Origin of the sequence: Megasphaera geminata F0357, from assembly GCF_000239275.1 — a bacterium.
GTDB classification, from domain to species: domain Bacteria; phylum Bacillota; class Negativicutes; order Veillonellales; family Megasphaeraceae; genus Megasphaera; species Megasphaera geminata.
Map to the genome: position 1 here is coordinate 1 of NZ_JH417566.1, position 16,701 is coordinate 16,701.

18 protein-coding genes are annotated in these 16,701 nt (G+C 44.9%); 10 read left to right on the forward strand and 8 right to left on the reverse strand.

Going from position 1 to position 16,701, the window contains the following annotated elements:
• Positions 1 to 61: 61 nt before the first annotated feature.
• On the reverse strand, positions 62 to 826 hold the full coding sequence (locus HMPREF0080_RS00645) for a LacI family DNA-binding transcriptional regulator (RefSeq protein WP_245527176.1): 765 nt from the start codon (positions 824 to 826) through the stop codon (positions 62 to 64).
• A gap of 88 nt (positions 827 to 914) precedes the next feature.
• Positions 915 to 1,079 (reverse strand): LacI family DNA-binding transcriptional regulator, encoded by a 165-nt coding sequence (locus HMPREF0080_RS10360; protein WP_006789140.1) that lies wholly within the window; start codon positions 1,077 to 1,079, stop codon positions 915 to 917.
• A gap of 322 nt (positions 1,080 to 1,401) precedes the next feature.
• On the opposite strand from HMPREF0080_RS10360, the gene HMPREF0080_RS00650 reads away from it, so the two are divergent.
• Together HMPREF0080_RS00650 and HMPREF0080_RS00655 are read left to right on the forward strand one after the other, a co-directional pair.
• Positions 1,402 to 2,430 (forward strand): nicotinate-nucleotide--dimethylbenzimidazole phosphoribosyltransferase, encoded by a 1,029-nt coding sequence (locus HMPREF0080_RS00650; RefSeq protein WP_006789141.1) that lies wholly within the window; start codon positions 1,402 to 1,404, stop codon positions 2,428 to 2,430.
• On the forward strand, positions 2,431 to 2,637 hold the full coding sequence (locus tag HMPREF0080_RS00655) for a hypothetical protein (protein WP_006789142.1): 207 nt from the start codon (positions 2,431 to 2,433) through the stop codon (positions 2,635 to 2,637). It begins immediately after the preceding gene.
• 28 nt (positions 2,638 to 2,665) lie between these two features.
• Here HMPREF0080_RS00655 and HMPREF0080_RS00660 read toward each other — a convergent pair whose 3' ends face one another.
• Positions 2,666 to 4,558: a PrpR N-terminal domain-containing protein gene (locus HMPREF0080_RS00660; RefSeq protein ID WP_083817889.1), complete on the reverse strand. Its 1,893-nt coding sequence runs from the start codon at positions 4,556 to 4,558 to the stop codon at positions 2,666 to 2,668.
• A gap of 243 nt (positions 4,559 to 4,801) precedes the next feature.
• Between HMPREF0080_RS00660 and HMPREF0080_RS00665 the strand changes: the two genes are divergently transcribed.
• Genes HMPREF0080_RS00665 through HMPREF0080_RS00675 form a run of 3 tightly spaced genes read left to right on the forward strand, consistent with a single transcriptional unit; the run spans position 4,802 to position 8,242 of the window.
• A complete protein-coding gene (locus tag HMPREF0080_RS00665) occupies positions 4,802 to 5,995 on the forward strand; it encodes a CaiB/BaiF CoA transferase family protein (protein ID WP_006789144.1) in 1,194 nt (397 codons plus the stop codon).
• 16 nt (positions 5,996 to 6,011) lie between these two features.
• Complete coding sequence (locus HMPREF0080_RS00670; RefSeq protein WP_006789145.1) at positions 6,012 to 6,929, forward strand: hydroxymethylglutaryl-CoA lyase; 918 nt, start codon at positions 6,012 to 6,014, stop codon at positions 6,927 to 6,929.
• A gap of 38 nt (positions 6,930 to 6,967) precedes the next feature.
• Entirely contained in the window at positions 6,968 to 8,242 is a 1,275-nt protein-coding gene (locus HMPREF0080_RS00675; protein ID WP_006789146.1) for an SLC13 family permease, read from the forward strand.
• A 449-nt stretch (positions 8,243 to 8,691) separates the two neighbouring features.
• Here HMPREF0080_RS00675 and HMPREF0080_RS11190 read toward each other — a convergent pair whose 3' ends face one another.
• Together HMPREF0080_RS11190 and HMPREF0080_RS00680 are read right to left on the reverse strand one after the other, a co-directional pair.
• Positions 8,692 to 8,895: a hypothetical protein gene (locus tag HMPREF0080_RS11190; RefSeq protein ID WP_006789147.1), complete on the reverse strand. Its 204-nt coding sequence runs from the start codon at positions 8,893 to 8,895 to the stop codon at positions 8,692 to 8,694.
• On the reverse strand, positions 8,820 to 9,542 hold the full coding sequence (locus tag HMPREF0080_RS00680) for an aldo/keto reductase (RefSeq protein ID WP_006789148.1): 723 nt from the start codon (positions 9,540 to 9,542) through the stop codon (positions 8,820 to 8,822). The genes HMPREF0080_RS11190 and HMPREF0080_RS00680 overlap by 76 nt, the downstream gene beginning before the upstream one ends.
• A gap of 156 nt (positions 9,543 to 9,698) precedes the next feature.
• Here HMPREF0080_RS00680 and HMPREF0080_RS11195 point away from each other — a divergent pair, with 156 nt between their 5' ends.
• The 5 genes from HMPREF0080_RS11195 (at position 9,699) to HMPREF0080_RS09330 (ending at position 12,891) form a co-directional block, all read left to right on the forward strand.
• Positions 9,699 to 9,830 carry a CD1871A family CXXC motif-containing protein gene (locus HMPREF0080_RS11195; protein WP_006789149.1) on the forward strand — a complete coding sequence of 44 codons (132 nt, stop codon included), beginning with the start codon at positions 9,699 to 9,701 and terminating at the stop codon, positions 9,828 to 9,830.
• Positions 9,823 to 10,668: a 4Fe-4S binding protein gene (locus HMPREF0080_RS00685; RefSeq protein WP_040346679.1), complete on the forward strand. Its 846-nt coding sequence runs from the start codon at positions 9,823 to 9,825 to the stop codon at positions 10,666 to 10,668. Before HMPREF0080_RS11195 ends, HMPREF0080_RS00685 begins: the two co-directional genes overlap by 8 nt.
• A complete protein-coding gene (locus tag HMPREF0080_RS00690) occupies positions 10,661 to 11,203 on the forward strand; it encodes a TlpA family protein disulfide reductase (protein ID WP_156795264.1) in 543 nt (180 codons plus the stop codon). Before HMPREF0080_RS00685 ends, HMPREF0080_RS00690 begins: the two co-directional genes overlap by 8 nt.
• A gap of 145 nt (positions 11,204 to 11,348) precedes the next feature.
• The gene (locus tag HMPREF0080_RS09550) at positions 11,349 to 11,678 is read left to right on the forward strand and encodes a hypothetical protein (protein ID WP_050808789.1); all 330 of its coding nucleotides are present in this window, start codon (positions 11,349 to 11,351) and stop codon (positions 11,676 to 11,678) included.
• 10 nt (positions 11,679 to 11,688) lie between these two features.
• Positions 11,689 to 12,891, forward strand: coding sequence for a nitrite/sulfite reductase (locus tag HMPREF0080_RS09330; RefSeq protein WP_342610071.1), 1,203 nt, complete (start codon positions 11,689 to 11,691; stop codon positions 12,889 to 12,891).
• A gap of 106 nt (positions 12,892 to 12,997) precedes the next feature.
• On the opposite strand, the gene ychF is transcribed toward HMPREF0080_RS09330, so the two are convergent.
• The 3 genes from ychF to HMPREF0080_RS00710 form a co-directional block, all read right to left on the reverse strand.
• Positions 12,998 to 14,104, reverse strand: coding sequence for a redox-regulated ATPase YchF (gene ychF / locus HMPREF0080_RS00700; RefSeq protein WP_006789154.1), 1,107 nt, complete (start codon positions 14,102 to 14,104; stop codon positions 12,998 to 13,000).
• A 175-nt stretch (positions 14,105 to 14,279) separates the two neighbouring features.
• Positions 14,280 to 15,254 (reverse strand): diaminopimelate dehydrogenase, encoded by a 975-nt coding sequence (locus tag HMPREF0080_RS00705; protein WP_006789155.1) that lies wholly within the window; start codon positions 15,252 to 15,254, stop codon positions 14,280 to 14,282.
• Between the two features lie 84 nt (positions 15,255 to 15,338).
• The gene (locus HMPREF0080_RS00710) at positions 15,339 to 16,574 is read right to left on the reverse strand and encodes an LL-diaminopimelate aminotransferase (RefSeq protein ID WP_006789156.1); all 1,236 of its coding nucleotides are present in this window, start codon (positions 16,572 to 16,574) and stop codon (positions 15,339 to 15,341) included.
• Between the last annotated feature and the right edge of the window lie 127 nt (positions 16,575 to 16,701).

Below are 16,701 nucleotides of genomic sequence, written 5' to 3' on the forward strand. Positions count from 1 at the left end.
TATTTCTCATGTCTACCTAAAGGGGAGCATATCATCCGGTTCGGATTACGGCTTTTTTGTTTCACTTTTCAGGAGATGACTGGGCGATAATTTTTTTGCCGTCTATATAAATCACTGTAGGTACGGTCTTTTTCTTTTCAATAAGAGCCGTTATGAGACGCATGCATTCTTCTCCGATAAGGCCCATCGGGATGTCGATACGTGACAGGGAGGGAATTGCGAAATCATTTAATTCGGGCATGGTGATCCCTATGGTGAAAACTTCTAAATCGTTCGGTATAATAAGGCCGAGATTATGGCATGCATAGAGAACACCGTGAGCGAGAACGTCCGACTCGCAGAAGAGAGCCTGCGGCATCTTGCCGCGGCGGTACAGATCTTCACAGACTTCGACAGCGCTGGCAGAAGATGTATTGCACAGGATAATATCTTCCGCCGCAATAGGGTGGCCGGCTTCGGCAAAGACGTCGAGAAATCCTTTCATCCACATGCGCATGATCGGGAAAGACGTATCATGTGTGAGCACGCCTGTGTGGTAGCAGCCTTTTTTAATAAAATGTCGCCCGACATTACGTCCGATTTCATAGTTATCCATTGTAACGCAGCCGTACTTATCGGAGGTCCTGTTAAAGAGCACGACGGGGCAGGGGAAGCTTGCTTTTTCCAAGTATTCCATATCTTTATCGGACATATTGGCAATAATGATACCGTTAAAAAACTTATTTTGCTCCCTTTCCAGCTGCTTTTGCAGTTCATCAACTTTATAAGGGACAACCGTTAAATGGACAGGTTTTTCCTGGCGCATAATCTCACGTTGTAACCCCAAGGTTATACGTGCCAGATAATTGATTCGAAAGTCCGTTGCCCAATAGAATGCGACAGAATAGGAGTCGGACTGTGCGACTCTCAACTTCTTAGCCGATTGATTCGGCACATAAATTCATGGCATGGGCTATTTCAAAAATCCGCTTTTGCGTTTCTTCAGAGATTTTCCGTTCTTTGCCCTTGCCGTTAAGGACAATGGATACGGTTGCAATGGAGACATCCGCCGCTTTGGCGATATCCTTTATAGTCGGCATGGTTATTCACCCTCTTTTTTTACATTTTGCCATAAGTAGTTGTGATTTTCAATTATATTTGCCTATTCGGCATGGTGAAATGAATAAATAAGCGAAAAAAGAGAGCATCAATACTGCAGTATCGGTGAAAATTCATCATTTCGTCAAGATACCGGGCTTACTGTGACGTGGTTTTAACAGCTCCGGCTTTGTCGGTTACGATATATATATAATATATGAAAAAGTTGAAAATAATCTGTTTCAAACAGTATAATAGTGCCAGGTTTGACGGATAAACAGCAACGGTTGCGTAAATGCTTTACATTAAGAAAGCGTGGGTCAAATGGATTACAGGGATGAAGTAGAAGAGACGCTCAGAAACCTTGCCAAACCGCCGGGAAGTCTCGGCCTTTTGGAAAAACAGGTGAAACAGATATTTTTGGCCTGGGGGAAAATGTATAGGGAGTTAAAGCCGAAACACATCATTTTTGCCGCTGATAACGGCGTCGTTTGGTCCGGGGCGGCCGCGCAGCCGCCGGAAATTACGTACTTGCAGACGAAAAATATGGTTGACGGCCTGGCAGCCGTTTCGTGTTTTTGCAACTGCAACAACATTCCTTATGAAGTGGTTGATGTCGGTATCGATTCACCGGACGCGGTGGGCCTTAACTATAAAATCCGTCAGGGTACACGTAACTTTGCGGTGGAACCGGCAATGACGGAAGAAGAGGTGCGGCGGGCCCTTGATATCGGCAGAGAACGTGTGGAGTTTGCCGGCCATATGGGATATAATCTTCTTTCTTTCGGTGAGATGGGCATTGGCAATACGACGACTTCTGCCGCTGTTTTAACGGCGTTGTCCCCGACTCATGCCGCCCTTATTGCCGGCTACGGTTCGAGCAGGGGAAATTATAAACTCGTGTGTCGTAAAGAAAAACTGATTGCTGATGCGCTTAGAGAATACGGTCCGATGATCAAGGGCCCTGTTGATGCACTCCGCTATATGGGCGGGTTTGATTTAGCGGCTATTTGCGGGGCTATGCTTGCCTGTGTAAAAGCGCATATTCCTTTTTATGTGGACGGCTTTATTACGGCGGCAGCTCTTGTTTGTGCCGTTCAATTAAATGATGAGGTCCGTCGGTATGCTCTTCTTTCACATTTATCGCGAGAAGCCGGAATGGCCGTTGCATTGCGTACTGTCGGCATGGATGAATCGCAGATTCCCATTCACGGCGAACTTTCATTAGGCGAAGGCACCGGTGCCGTTTTGGCCGTATCGTTGATACAGTCCATGATGTATGCCGTCTGGCATATGGGGACGCTTGATAATGTCAATGAGGCGGCTGAACGAAGACGTAAAGGAGGAGAATAAATGGAAGTATCCGTTGATGAGGAACTGCGCCGTCGGGCGGTGGAGATTTTTTCTCAAGCCGATTTGACGGAAGAAGAGGCAGTAATCCTTTTTTATAAACGAACAGTGGCTTTGGGAAAGATTGCCCTTCCCGGTAAGCGGGAGGAAAACCGGAAAGCCAAGCGTACGCGTATGAATGCACGCTTTGCCGAATGGGACGCATTTTAAAAAGATAGCAGATAGATTCCGTTCGGATTTATCTGGTATTTTTTTGTTTTTCACGGAGCGCTCTCCATAGTGTGGTTCTGCTGATTTCTAACAGGTTTCCTATGTCGTTGTACGTGTATTTCAAGAGAATTTTTAACTCTTCTATGCCCTGTTTAAAGCCGGGATTATTGAAATCTTTAGTCATTATAGGGGCATAGCGTCGCTTTACATCATCTATAATATCTTTTTCCCCGATTGATTGCAGCAGAGCATGATACCGGTTCTGTACCGTTTTATGTTCAACCGATTTCATAATAGTGATATATTTTGCGCGGATGGCCCTTAATTCGACCACGTTTCCCGGCCATGAATAGGTTTGCAGCAAATATTCCATGGCGTTTGTCAAGGTAACGGTTTTTTTTGAGGTAAGAGCTGAAATATATTTTTTAAATAAATAGGGAATATCTTCTTTTCGAGAATGCAGACCCGGCACATCTATCCGCATGATAGATAGAAGGTGTCGTATATCTGTATAAAGCGCATCATATTCCGGGTCGGTAAGAAGTGTATAAAAAATAATATCAAAAGTTATGGGAGATTCCATCCCGGGCATAAAAAACTGGCGGCTGTTTAATGCGCGCAAAATAATAGAACGTGTACGGGGCGTCGTCAGATTTAAATTCTTTAAAATAATACTTCCATTATTCCCGTCGACTAACAAACCCGTAGTTGTACGGTTTTTTTGCGTGTAGCCCAATAAGACGGAAATTGCGTTTTCATCGTCTATTGTTGCTAAATCTATAGTAATGCATGGGTTGGACGCACGCTTTGAAGCATTATGCAGACAGTTTGCGATTTCCTCCCGACCCGAACCGGGCGGACCGATAATGACAGTATGATTCGTTATAGGAGAAAGATGCTTGCAAGTATTGACTAAATTTTTCATGCTTGGAGAGTACGCCGTAATATTATCCAGATTATGAACGGGAGAAATACTGTAAAAATTCTTTTTCGAATTATTTCTGAGATTATGAGGATTCGGGTGAAATGACATAATAACACCTATGTTCAGTCTGTTGATAACGATCCGTTCAAAAACACAACGCATCATTACTGAATTTATTAAATGATATCTGTCTGTAGACTGAAGGCCGCTTTTTAAAAATTTAGGCAGAGAGATGTTGGGAAACAGCTCCTGAACTGTAAGAGAAAGAGCTTGATGCTGCGTAATATTAATATAGCTCTGCATTGTTTTGTTTATGAATTCGATATTTCCGGATGTATCGGTGATGATAATCCCGAGTTGGGATGTATTTAATACCATGTGAAATATCGTTTGATTGCGTTTCGCTTCATATACTTGCTTTGAGAGCTTTGCCGCCTGTGTACAGGCGTTTCTAATTGTCTCCTCGCCCGCATAAAGAGGTATTTCAGGCCTTTTCAGTTCTCTTGCCGCTTCAATCGCGCCGGAAGCGCCGATAAAAACATCACAATCGGAATTGCTGATGAGTGTTTTTAGCTCAGAAAGAGATTCAAATGTCAGAGGTAACAGATTCACTTTTAACAGTTGACTGTAAAAGGTACAATTCGGCGGAGTCGCATATCTATAGTATGCGACTCCTATTTTTGTATAGCCCTGCTCTTTTGCAAGACGTATAGCTTTAATATAGTCGATATCGCTAATTTGAAATTCTACGAGTGGCAGGTTGTAGTTTTGTGAAAAACGGACAGCACTTCCTCCTCCGGTGATAAATGTCTCGCAACCCAGCGCCAAGGCTTCTTGTATGCATTCGTCCTGGGACTCCAGGTCGGCATTCATGATAATGTACTCCACATTTGATGGAGAAAGGGTAGAGACTACTTTATGTGCTAACTGAAACATGTATGAGTAACCTAAAATACAAACTTTGTATTTATAGTTTCCTGTATGGCTGTTTTGCATAATTGCACGCTCCTCAATGTAATATATATGATTTTATCATGATGAATATATTAATAAAATATAATTGTTTCATTGCAATAAACAAAGAAAATGTTTCTCTATAAAGAAAAAGAAGATATTTGAAACATTTTACCCAGAAGATTGTTCATAAAGTTACTGTGTGGTTGCAGGGAAGTGCGATTGATAAAATAAATGCAAATAAAAGAAGTGAGCTATTCTCACAGGTAATAAGGAGGCGGCTTTATGAAAAAGGCATTAGCAGATATTCTTGTGCTTGATTTAACTCGGGTTTTGGCGGGTCCTTACTGTACCATGATGTTGGCGGACTATGGAGCTGAAGTCATTAAGATTGAAGTACCGGGAAAAGGGGATGATACTAGGGCTTTCGGACCGTTAAAAAACGGGGCAAGTATGTATTATGCCAATGTGAACAGAGGAAAGAAGGGAGTTACTCTTAACCTGAAAGAAGATAAAGGTAAAAAGATTTTTCTTGACATGGTAAAAAGAGCGGACGTTGTCGTTGAAAATTACCGTCCCGGTGTAATGGATAAACTGGGTTTAGGGTATGAGGAACTGAAAAAAAATAATGACCGCATTATTTATGCGGCTGTTTCCGGATTTGGCTGTTACGGTCCTAAATCTTTGCGTCCGGGATATGACATTATTGCACAAGCAACCGGCGGACTTATGAGTATTACCGGCGAGCCGGGAAGACATGGTATAAGAGTAGGCAATGCTATGGGGGACGTGCTCGGCGGCATGAATTTAACAATCGGTATTTTAATAGCCCTTCATGCACGGACAATTACAGGAAAAGGCCAAAGAGTGGACGTATCTCTCGTTGATTCCGTGGTATCCAGCTTGGAAACGGGAACACAACGGTACTTTGCTTCCGGAAAACAACCGGAACTGATGGGAAATAGATATGCGGCTGCATATCCGTATGATTCTTTTAAAGCTTCAGACGGTTTTTTTGTGATCGGATGCGGGAATGATAAGTTATTCAGCTTATTTTGTAACAATGTCCTGAACAGACCTGAATTATTGGAAGATTCTCGCTTTGCCACCAATATTAAGCGATGTGAATATCACGCCGAACTGAAACCCATCATTGAAGAATGGAGTGTTAATTACAGTATTGATGAAGCGGTTGATTTATTGAATGAAGCAGGAGTACCGGCAGCTCCGATTAATGATTTGCAACGGGTAACGGAAGATGATCATATTGCCAATGTAAGGGAAATGTTCGTGCCGTTACATCACCCGATTATTGGCGATATGAAGGTGAACGGAAATCCCGTTAAATTGTTGGATACCAAGGCTGATATCAGCAGACCGGCGCCTGCATTGGGACAAGATAACGGCGAAGTGTATAAGTCGTTATTGGGATTTGATGAAAGCTTCCTGGAAAAGTTAAAAGAGGATAAAATTATTTAATTATGAGGTGGACGGCATGAAACAGATGAATGGTATGAAGCGAGTTAAGTTTATAGAAGTTGGACCGCGGGATGGATTTCAAAATGTGAAGGAATATATTCCAACTGAAGAAAAATTGAAAATTATAGATTTATTAGTAGGTACGGGAATTAAAACGATGGAAATAGGTTCGTTTGTTCATCCTAAGGCTATTCCTCAGATGAAAGACGTTAAAGAGGTTGTTGTAAAAACGTTGGAAAAATATGGGGAGAGCGATATTGAATTTTTCGCGTTGGTTCCCAATTTATTCGGAGCTAAAGCTGCTGCCGATTGCGGCTTAAAAAAGATTGATACAGTTGTTTCCGTTAGCGAATCTCATAATAAGGCTAATATTAACAGAACGGTTGAAGAATCATTAAATGGATTGGCTGAAATTAGAGAGGCGTTTCCTGAGATGAAAATTATTTTGTCTCTGGCAACCTCGTTTACCTGTCCGTTTGAGGGGATAACTCCCGTAAAAAATGTATTAAAAATTATTCAAAGGGGAGTAGACGAAGGCATACATGAATTTTGCTTAGCCGATACGGTCGGGCAAGCAGATCCGTTAATGGTAAGAAAGACGGTTAAAGCTGTGAAAGAAGCTTTTCCGAATGAATACTTTGAGTTACATATTCATGATACTCGCGGCATGGGGTTGGCGACGACACTGGCAGGCATAGAAGCGGGAATTCCCCATGTACAAGCTGCCGTCGGCGGGTTGGGCGGATGCCCTTTCGCTCCCGGAGCATCCGGAAATGTTGCCTCCGAAGATTTGATTTTCATGCTTGACGCGATGGGATATGAAACGGGTGTTGATTTTGAAAAGCTTTTGGCAGCAGCTAAATATGAACGTCAAATTATTGACGGTAATTACAGCGGACATCAAGTAAATATCGGCGGCCCATGTGAGAACTAATGTAAAAAGAAATTTACTTTCGGGAGGGGTTACCTATTATGGCAATGGATCTCTTGGCTTTATTATTATTTATCGGGACAATTATTCTTGCGTTCGTCAGAAAAGTAAACGTAGGTATAGTTGCACTGGCTGTAGGTACGGCTTGTGTGAGAATTTTCGGCGTAACCGATAAACAACTTATAGGAGCTATAAGCAGTTCAATGTTTTGTACTCTTGTAGGGATAACATTATTATTTGCTGTTATTAAATCAACCGGCGCTTTAGACTTACTGGCAAAGAAAATCGTAGCAGCGACAGGACACAGGGTATGGCTATTGCCTATTGCTATTTATGTGGCCGGATTTATAGTTGCAGGTGTTGGGCCCGGGGCCGTTCCTGCATTAGCAATTATTCCTGCATTAGGTGTTACTACGGCTTTACAGGTCGGTTATAATCCGTTGATGCTTGCGTTAATCGGCGAATGCGGGCTTATTGCCGGCCGAATGACCGGTGTAACACCTGAAGCGGCTATTATTACGAATGCAGCGGCTGGTGCTGGTATAAGTAATGTAATGCCCACTATTTTGGCCTGCCAAACTTTAGCGACATTTTTCTTTTCAATCATTATATATGTATTCTTTAAAGGATATACGGTAAGAGAACCGATTCATTCTTTTACCCAGGTCAAGATACCACCCTTTAATAAGACGCAGTTAATTTCTTTGAGCGGGATTGTGCTGATGTTAATCCTTATGATCGGCTTTCATGTCAATATTGGTCTGGCGGCATTTGTATCTGCAGCAGTTCTTGTTTTGTGCGGGGTTGCTCAAGATGGAGAATGTCTGAAAAATGTTCCGTGGGGTACGATTATTATGGTGCTCGGAGTCGGAGCTTTGTTATCGGTAGTTGACAAAGTCGGTGGTATTAAAGTAATGAGCAACGCTATTTCGTCCGTTATGAACAGTACCACCGCTGTCCCGCTGATGGGTATATCGGCAGGTTTATTGAGTTTGGTAAGCTCCGCTCTTGGTGTAGTATATCCGACGATGATGCCTATGTGCCCGGATATCGCTGCTCAGGTCGGCGGAGTTGAACCTGTGGCATTAATGGCAGCTGTCGGTGTTGGCGGCTCATTAGCCGGTATTTCGCCAATGTCTACCGGCGGGGCTCTAATTTTAGCCGCTATGGGAACTAACATTGAAAACTTTAATTCTACAAAGCAGACTAAAGTTTTTGCTGAGTTGTTGATGTTGGCCGGTATTGCACTTTTGATTATTGCGGTTGTTTCAGGGCTTACCTTTAATGGTATTGCTGAAATTGTTTACCATCCGTAGCTGGTTATATCAAGACGGCGATATTTGATGCATACGAACGGGTTGCTGGATTAAATTATAAAAGCCCCTCAACGGTTAGGCTCTTGTTGAACCGTTGAGGGGCAACTGTTGGTTACCAGCCTTTTTTTCCCGATAATACAGTATCGGGAATTTATACAAAATAACCGGACATGTACTTCATAGTGGATTTTTTACATGTCTTTACTGGAACAATAATTTAACTGAGACTGGAAAATATTCAAAAAACGAGCTGAATTATATATTTATAAAAGAGGAGATATGTTGAAAACAGGTTTTATTTTAATTGATGTCCATGCGTTTTAACTGCCTACAGTATGTCGACCGCTTTTTTCAGAGTAATGGGGTATCGGTTATTTATAACGCTATTTTGATACTCTGAACTGCATAAAGTGGAGTTTAACGGTACAGCCGATCGTACAGGAATGATTTTATAATGTTCGTTTTATCAATTTTTCCGTGTAGGCCCCGTCCTGACTGTTGCCGACGAGAACTTTTTGTCTGTCCATCGCTTCAAGGCCGGCTATTTCTTCTTTTGTCAGCGTAAAATCGAAAATATCTATATTTGCCTTAATGCGTTCGACATGAGCCGATTTCGGCAAAACGGAAATATTTTTTTGCGTGAGGAAACGCAATGCGATTTGGTAGGGTGTTTTATGATATTTCTCGTCGGCACAGTAACGGCCGGATCATTGTACATGGTCGTATCACGATTGCGGCCGAAAGGAGAATAGGCTTGATGAACGACGCCGTAACGGTGCATAACAGCCTGCAGTTCCTTATATTGGCAGTAAAGATGTGTTTCTATTTGATTGACAGCCGGCGTGATTTTATTGAAGTGTATCAGATCTATGAGCTGACTCGGCATGAAGTTCGACACACCGATGGAACGTACAAGCCCGTTGTTTACAGCTTGCTCCAGAGAACGCCAGGCCCGGTACACATCGTTATACGGCCAGTGGAGGAGAACCAGGTCGATATAGTCGAGATCCAGTTTACGAAGGGAATTTTCCAGACTTTTGCGACATTTATTGCCGGAAAAGTCGGTAAACCAGATTTTGGTTGTCACAAATATATCTTCTCTCGGAACGGGGCATTGTTTCAGCGCCTTCCCGATGATCTCCTCGTTCTTATAGGCTTGTGCCGTATCAATGAGACGATAGCCGCTCTTGACTGCTGTTATCACAGCTTCTTCATCATCAATCGGATTGGTCAACATATACGTACCGAAACCGACAAGGGGCATTTCATACCCCGTATTGAGTGTTACCGCAGGTTTCACAGACAGGCCTCCTTTCCATTCTTTACTGCTATTCTACGCCATTCATGTATAAGATAAAAGGGAAAGTGTCAAAATCCGTATAGATTCATGATTTTTCGGATATTATGATGTTCTTGCAAATGATATAATAAGAACGATTGAAAGGGGGCTTGTCAGTTGTCAAAGCAGAGAATAGCCTTACTTTTATTAGCCGTAGCCTTATTGACTATCGGCTTGGCGCGCGAAGAGGAATGGGCAGTCTTCCAAAAGGGCGCCATACTTTGCTTGGAGTGTATCGGTCTTGGCTAGCCGTAAAATTATTCAATTTGTCAGTGCCGTTCTTACGAATGCCAATTGGCGCGGTTTTCGGGACGGCACCGTATACAGCGGTGAAACGAAGGCGCTGTGTGTACCCGGACTTAACTGTTATTCCTGCCCCGGTGCAATCGGGTCTTGCCCTATCGGTTCATTGCAAAGTTCATTGAGCGGGTTTATTCCGCAGATCCCTTTTTATGTCCTTGGGCTTATTGTGCTTTTCGGACTTCTCTTTGGCCGCGTTGTTTGCGGTTTTTTGTGCCCCTTCGGATTTTTTCAGGAATTGCTTTATAAACTGCCCGTGCCGAAATTGGGAAAGTCTTCATTTACAAGAGCTCTGACCGGAATGAAGTATTTCTTTCTGGCTGCTATCTTTCTCGGCCCGCTTTTGATGTATGCTATAATCGGGTTGGGTGAGCCTGTTTTTTGTAAATATATCTGCCCTGCCGGTACGATAGAAGGGGCGGCACCGCTTTTTGCAATAAATGAAAACCTGCGCGGTGCTGCCGGTTGGCTGACCCTTTGGAAAGGCATTCTGGCAGGCCTTATGATTCTGACGGCCGCCGTTATCTTTCGGCCGTTCTGCCGGTTTATTTGTCCGTTAGGCGCAATATACGGTTTTTTTAACAAATATGCCCTTACCGGTATACATGTTGATCAAAACCGGTGTATTGCCTGCGGCCGTTGTGCCGCTGTTTGCAAATCCGACATTAGTATTGCCGGTGATAAAGAATGCATATCCTGCGGTGATTGTGTGCGCAATTGTCCCGTTGGAGCCATATACATGAAAAAGGCCGTCGTTTTACAGCATAAGGAGGATGAAAATGTTTAAAAAATATATTCTTGCCATGGCAGCATGTTGTTTTATCTTTGTGCTTTCAGCCTGCGGCGCCGAGCAGAAGGCTGAAACAGAAGTGCGGCAACAAGCCGTTCAGACAGAACAGATTCAGGTCGGAGAAATGGCTCCGGATATTGAGTTAACGGGGCTTGACGGGAAAATATTAAGGCTTTCCGAGCTCTATGGGCATGGCCCTGTTTTTATTAATTTTTGGGCATCCTGGTGCCCGCCTTGTGTGCAGGAGATGCCCGATATTCAAAAAGCATACGAGGGGCACAATGGAGATATTCAGTTTGTTGCCGTTGATATGGATCAGAAAAAAGAAGACGGACAGGCTTTCTGGCAAAAAGGAAAGTTTACTGTTCCCATGTACCGGTCCAATATCCGGGATGTTACCAGAGCGTACCAAATTACAGGGATTCCTTTATCCGTTCTTATCGATAAGGGGGGAAAGATTGTAAATATGCGTCTAGGCTCCATGTCCGGTGAAGACGTGGAAAAATTCTTGCAGCCCGTCTCGAACAGATAAGCGGAAGACTCTATAAGGCCGATGCCGCTTTTACAGGTATCATCTTAATTAACGAATAACTGTGCGGGAAGTAAGCCGGCGAAATCGGCGCGTTATCTGTATGGCCGGCGCATTTCATTTTTTTGCTCACGAGGTAGGAGGATATATGGATACCAAAAAGTGGACGGAACATTTTAAACGGGATTTGCCTGTTTTTTATGAAGCGACGCGGAAATTTTATCGTAAAGAGCTGGAACCCGGTAAATATAAGGGGATTTCGGGAGGATTCGGCTGTTATGGCGAACGCGGTGCGGAATCCACCATGTTACGGCTCCGCTTTGCAGGCGGTATTATCGAACAAAGGGATCTGCAGTCGCTTATTACATTGATTGAAAAACACAAGGTGGAAATGGTGCACTATACGACCTGTCAATCGTTGCAGCTTCATCATTTGACGGAAACACAGGTCCTTTCGCTTACTGCCGATCCTTTATGAACAAGGTATTCTGACCCGTGGTGCCGGATCTGATTTTCCGCGCAATATTACGGCGCCGGCTCTTCGCGGTATCGATCCGAATGAGTATTTCGACATTACCGCTCTCGTCGATGCCGTAACCGATTATCTTCTCGGGTTTATCGGCGTCGTTAAGTTACCGCGTAAATTTAAAGTTTCCTTTAATAATGCACCTGTTGATGAGCCGCATTCGACAATTCGCGATCTCGGCTTTGTAGGCCGCCCCGACGGGTTGTTCGATGTCTATGCCGCAGGCGGTCTAGGTCCTAATCCGAAACTTGGCGTGAAGCTGGCGGAAGGTATTGCCCGAGAAAAGATTCTCTACTATGTAAAGGCCATGTATATGACTTTTTCCAAGTACGGTAATTATACTAACCGCAGTCGGGCCCGTACGCGTTACTTTCAACAGGTACCGGGAACGGAAGAGTTTAAGGTTCTCTTTAATAACGGCCTTATCGAGGCTTTTAAAGAGAATCTGGAGCTTCATGTAGAAGAAAGAGAAATTACCAAGACGGGCATACCGCGTGAGGTGGATAATTTACGTATTAAACCGCAAAAACAAAGGGGATTATATTATGTTACATATCATCCCGTCGGCGGTACGCCATCTATGGAGAATTTTCTTGCTCTTGCCAAAGCTGTCGTGGCCATTGATGGGGCTCAGTTCCGTTTAGGTGCCGAAGAAACGGCATATATTACGAACCTTACCGCTGATGAAGCGGAGCGCATTGCCGCGTTGACTGAAAGTGAAACGGCGCATACTGCCTTTGAAAAATCCGTTTCCTGTGTCGGCAGTACAGTCTGTCAGGTAGGCTTACGTGATTCGCACGGTCTGTTAAAAAATATTCTGGAAGCCGCCAAGCCCTATAATTTTGCCGACGGCGTTTTACCTCGTCTTTATATTTCCGGCTGTCCTAATTCGTGCGGGACTCATGAGACGGGTGTTCTCGGTTTCCAAGGCGCGGCGAAAAAAGTCGGTGATACGACGGTGCCGGCATTCGCCGTGCATATTGGCGGTTCCGATACCCTTTACCGTGAAGTTTTGGGACCGAAAGTTACCGTTATTACGTCAGAAAATATTCCTGAATTTATCGTTGAGCTGGGAAAAACAGTAGAAAACGCAAAAACCACGTTTAATGAATGGTACAGCGCTCATTCGAAAGAACTCTACGCTCTGGCGGAAAAATACGTATAAATAAGTAGTGAACGGTGCCTAAGGATATCTGTTAATACTTAAAAATACAGGGACCGTCCGCTTTAACGCAAGAAAACGGTGCAGTAAAAATCGCTGCACCGTTTTCTTATACATTGAAACGAAAATACGTTATGTCTCCGTCCTGCATAGGATACTCTTTTCCTTCAAGACGGACGAGTCCTTTTTCTTTAGCTGCCTGTTCACTGCCGCAGGCAATCAGATCATTGTAGGAAATGATTTCGGCGCGAATAAAACCGCGTTCCATGTCCGTATGAATTTTGCCGGCCGCTTTTTGTGCATGTGTGCCTTCGACAATGGTCCAGGCACGGACTTCATCGGCGCCGGCCGTGAAGAAATTGATAAGGCCTAAGAGCGCATAACTGGCTCTGATCAGTTTCGTTAAGCCCGCTTCGGGAAGACCGAGCTCTTTAAGAAACATAGCGGCCTCATTTTTCGGAAGTTCAGCGATCTCCGCTTCTATTTTAGCCGAAACGGCTACGACTTCGGCGTCCTCTTTCTCGGCAAATTCGATAACGCGCCGTACATGCGGATTTTCATCGGCAGCAGCAGCTTCCTCTTCAGAAACGTTGCAGACATAAAGGATCGGTTTGAGGATGAGCAAGTTGAGTTCTTTCAATAAAGGCAGTTCGCTTTCAGTGAGCTTTGCCTTGCGGACTGGTTCGCCGTTTTCAAGATAAGCCAAGACTTTTTCAAGAACGGCAAGCTCCGTTTTTGCATCTTTGTCGCCGCATTTGGCAATCTTAGTGAGACGGTCGGCGCGTTTTTGTGCCGTTTCCAGGTCGGCCAGGCAAAGTTCCGTATTGATGACGTCAATATCACGGAGCGGATCGACTGAGCCGGCAACATGCGTAATATTTTCATCCTCAAAGCAACGCACCACTTCGGCAATGGCGTCCGTTTCTCTGATATGACTGAGAAATTTATTACCCAGCCCCTCGCCCTTGGAAGCGCCCGAAACGAGGCCGGCAATATCAACGAAACGCATAACTGCGGGTACGACCTTCTTCGGGCAATACATGTTCGCCAAAATCTGTAACCGTTTATCCGGTACTTCTACGACGCCCACGTTCGGTTCAATAGTACAGAACGGATAATTGGCGGCTTCAGCCCCTGCTTCGGTAATAGCATTGAAAAGAGTACTCTTACCGACATTCGGCAAGCCGACAATGCTGACCTCAAGATTTGTGCTCATAACATCATCCTTATCGTTAAAATTAAATATAAGTAAAAATCTTCATACAATCATAAATTATAGCATAAAACCGCGCTCTTCGCTGAGAGATGAGGAGAGAAAAACATTTCCGGGATTCACGAAGTAAGTTCCGAAGAAAAGCCCCGCGACGACTGTCGGCGGGGCTGTGGCATATTTATAAAAGGTGAGAGCGAAGTTCCGCGTCGCTTTTAGTGGAAATCCAGGCAGGCGGGATATCAAAGACGGTGAACGCGCCTTTGGCGCCGTGTGAAGCCAGTCGATGCAAGCCGCGGGCATATGCCGTGAGGACGGAGCCTGTAAATTCAGGATTGCTGTCCAGTTTCAAACTGTATTCGATAACGTGGCTCGTACCTTTTGTACTTTCTCCGCTGCGCATTACGAATCCGCCGTGGGGAATACCCTTATGATCGCGGTCCAGTTCTTTCTGAGAGATGAAATGAACTGCTGTTTCATAACCGACGAAGTAGTTTTCCATTGTTTTGATTTCTTCTTCGATTTTAGCCTTGTCCGCATTTTCGGCAGCGACGACATAGCAGTCGCGGAGATGTGCTTCCTGAGCGGTAACTTCCGGTGTTTCACCGCTGCGGATGGCATTTAAGTAGGCCTCTTTAGGTACTGTGTATTGGCGGGCGTCGAGAACTCCTTCAATACGGCGGATCGCGTCGGAGTGCCCCTGGCTTACGCCGCGGCCCCAAAAGGTATACGTTTTGCCTTGCGGCAGGATAGATTCCGCAAAGACACGCTGTAAGGAGAACATGCCCGGATCCCAGCCGCAGGAGATGAGAGCTGCTGTGCCGCCTTCTTTAGCCGCCTTGTCGACAGTAGTAAAGTGTTCCGTAATACGCGGATGCGTATCGAAGCTGTCGATGCAGACGAAATCTCTGGCTACTGCAGGCGTCTGAACGATTAAATCCGTTGCCGATCCGCCGCATAATATCATGACATCGATTTTTCCCTTAAAATCTTTCATTTGATTCATTGTATATACAGGAATGCCGCTTACTGTCTGTAAATCATTGCGACGGGAGAATACAGCGACCAATTCCATGTCCGGCTGTAACTGAACGGATGCTTCCGCGCCACGGCCCAGGTTACCGTAGCCGACGATGCCGATGCGAATTTTACTCATTGAGATGCCTCCTAATAAAATATAATGACTCTTTCAGCTGTTCGGATTATATTGTACCATACAGCGTATCCTTTTTATATGGACTCAGAACGTTAAATTCTTTATTCTCTCGACGGCTTCTGTCGTGTCCGCACGGGAACCGAAGGCGGTGAGCCGCATATACCCTTCGCCGTGCGGGCCGAAACCGCTGCCCGGGGTCGTAACGACAGCTGCACGTTCCAAAAGAAGATCAAAAAAATCTCCGCTTTTCATGCCTTGCGGTGTCTGTACCCAGGCGTAGGGAGAATTGGCAGCGCCGTAAACGGTATAGCCCGCTTCCGTAAGACCGTTGCGAATGGTATGCGCGTTTTCCATATAATAGTCTATATCGGCACGGCACTGTGCCCGGCCGGCCGCTGAGTAATACGCTTCGGCGGCTCGCTGAATGATATACGGCGTGCCGTTGAAGAACGTGCATTGACGGCGGTTCCACAGGGAATTCAAGGTAACAGGTTCTCCCGCTTTGGTATAGGCTTTACAGGTCCGCGGCACGATAATATAGGAACAACGCATGCCCGTGAAGCCGGCACATTTGGAATATGAACGAAGTTCAATGGCAACTTCGTTTGCTCCGTCGATTTCATATATGCTGTGCGGTATATCGGCCTCCGTTATGTATGTTTCATAGGCCGAGTCGTAGATGAGGACCACTTTATTTTCCCTTGCATATGTTACCCAGGCGGACAATTCCTCGTATGACATCGCCGTACCGGTGGGATTGCTCGGATTGCAAAGGTAAACGATATCAACTTTTTCTGCAGGCGGCTGTGCTTTAAAACCGTTTTCCGGTGTGCACGGCAAGTAGACCACGCCGTCATAACGTCCTGTTTCAGCATGATACCTGCCTGTGTGACCGGTAATGACATTGGAATCCAGATAAACCGGATAAACCGGATCGGCTACGGCGAATTTCAAGTCCGCGCCGAAAAGATCTTGAATGCAGGCGACATCCGTTTTTGCACCGTCGCCGATAAATACCTCGTCCAGCTCAAGTGATACACCGCGTGTTTCGTAATCGCCCTTGATGATAGCGGCTCTTAAAAACTCATAGCCTTGTTCAGGCCCGTAACCGCGGAACGTTGCCGCACTGCCCATTTCAGCGGTTGCCTTGTGCATGGCGTCTATAATGGCCGGGGCAAGGGGACGTGTCACGTCGCCGATGCCGAGTCGAATAATACGACGTTCGGGGTGACGTTGTTCGTAAGCGGTTACCTTTTTAGCGATCGTTGCAAAAAGATAAGTACCCGGAAGTTTTGCATAATTTTCATTAACATGAGCCATGGAACGGGCCTCCTTAGAGTTTCCTTATAAAATAATTACTTATTTTACTACAGCCGATTTCTGTTGAAAAGACGAGAAGGAAAAAACGTGAAAATTAGAGCCCCTTTTCTATTAATAAAGGAATTTC

What these genes read in the sequence shown, in the direction of transcription:
- HMPREF0080_RS00675 (WP_006789146.1), top strand. Translation starts at nt 6,968, where the DNA reads ATGGCAATGGATCTCTTGGCTTTATTATTATTTATCGGGACAATTATT.
- ychF (WP_006789154.1), bottom strand. Translation starts at nt 14,104, where the DNA reads ATGAGCACAAATCTTGAGGTCAGCATTGTCGGCTTGCCGAATGTCGGT.
- HMPREF0080_RS00670 (WP_006789145.1), top strand. Translation starts at nt 6,012, where the DNA reads ATGAAACAGATGAATGGTATGAAGCGAGTTAAGTTTATAGAAGTTGGA.
- HMPREF0080_RS00650 (WP_006789141.1), top strand. Translation starts at nt 1,402, where the DNA reads ATGGATTACAGGGATGAAGTAGAAGAGACGCTCAGAAACCTTGCCAAA.
- HMPREF0080_RS00710 (WP_006789156.1), bottom strand. Translation starts at nt 16,574, where the DNA reads ATGGCTCATGTTAATGAAAATTATGCAAAACTTCCGGGTACTTATCTT.
- HMPREF0080_RS10360 (WP_006789140.1), bottom strand. Translation starts at nt 1,079, where the DNA reads ATGCCGACTATAAAGGATATCGCCAAAGCGGCGGATGTCTCCATTGCA.
- HMPREF0080_RS00690 (WP_156795264.1), top strand. Translation starts at nt 10,661, where the DNA reads ATGTTTAAAAAATATATTCTTGCCATGGCAGCATGTTGTTTTATCTTT.
- HMPREF0080_RS00665 (WP_006789144.1), top strand. Translation starts at nt 4,802, where the DNA reads ATGAAAAAGGCATTAGCAGATATTCTTGTGCTTGATTTAACTCGGGTT.
- HMPREF0080_RS00660 (WP_083817889.1), bottom strand. Translation starts at nt 4,558, where the DNA reads ATGCAAAACAGCCATACAGGAAACTATAAATACAAAGTTTGTATTTTA.
- HMPREF0080_RS00655 (WP_006789142.1), top strand. Translation starts at nt 2,431, where the DNA reads ATGGAAGTATCCGTTGATGAGGAACTGCGCCGTCGGGCGGTGGAGATT.
- HMPREF0080_RS09550 (WP_050808789.1), top strand. Translation starts at nt 11,349, where the DNA reads ATGGATACCAAAAAGTGGACGGAACATTTTAAACGGGATTTGCCTGTT.
- HMPREF0080_RS00705 (WP_006789155.1), bottom strand. Translation starts at nt 15,254, where the DNA reads ATGAGTAAAATTCGCATCGGCATCGTCGGCTACGGTAACCTGGGCCGT.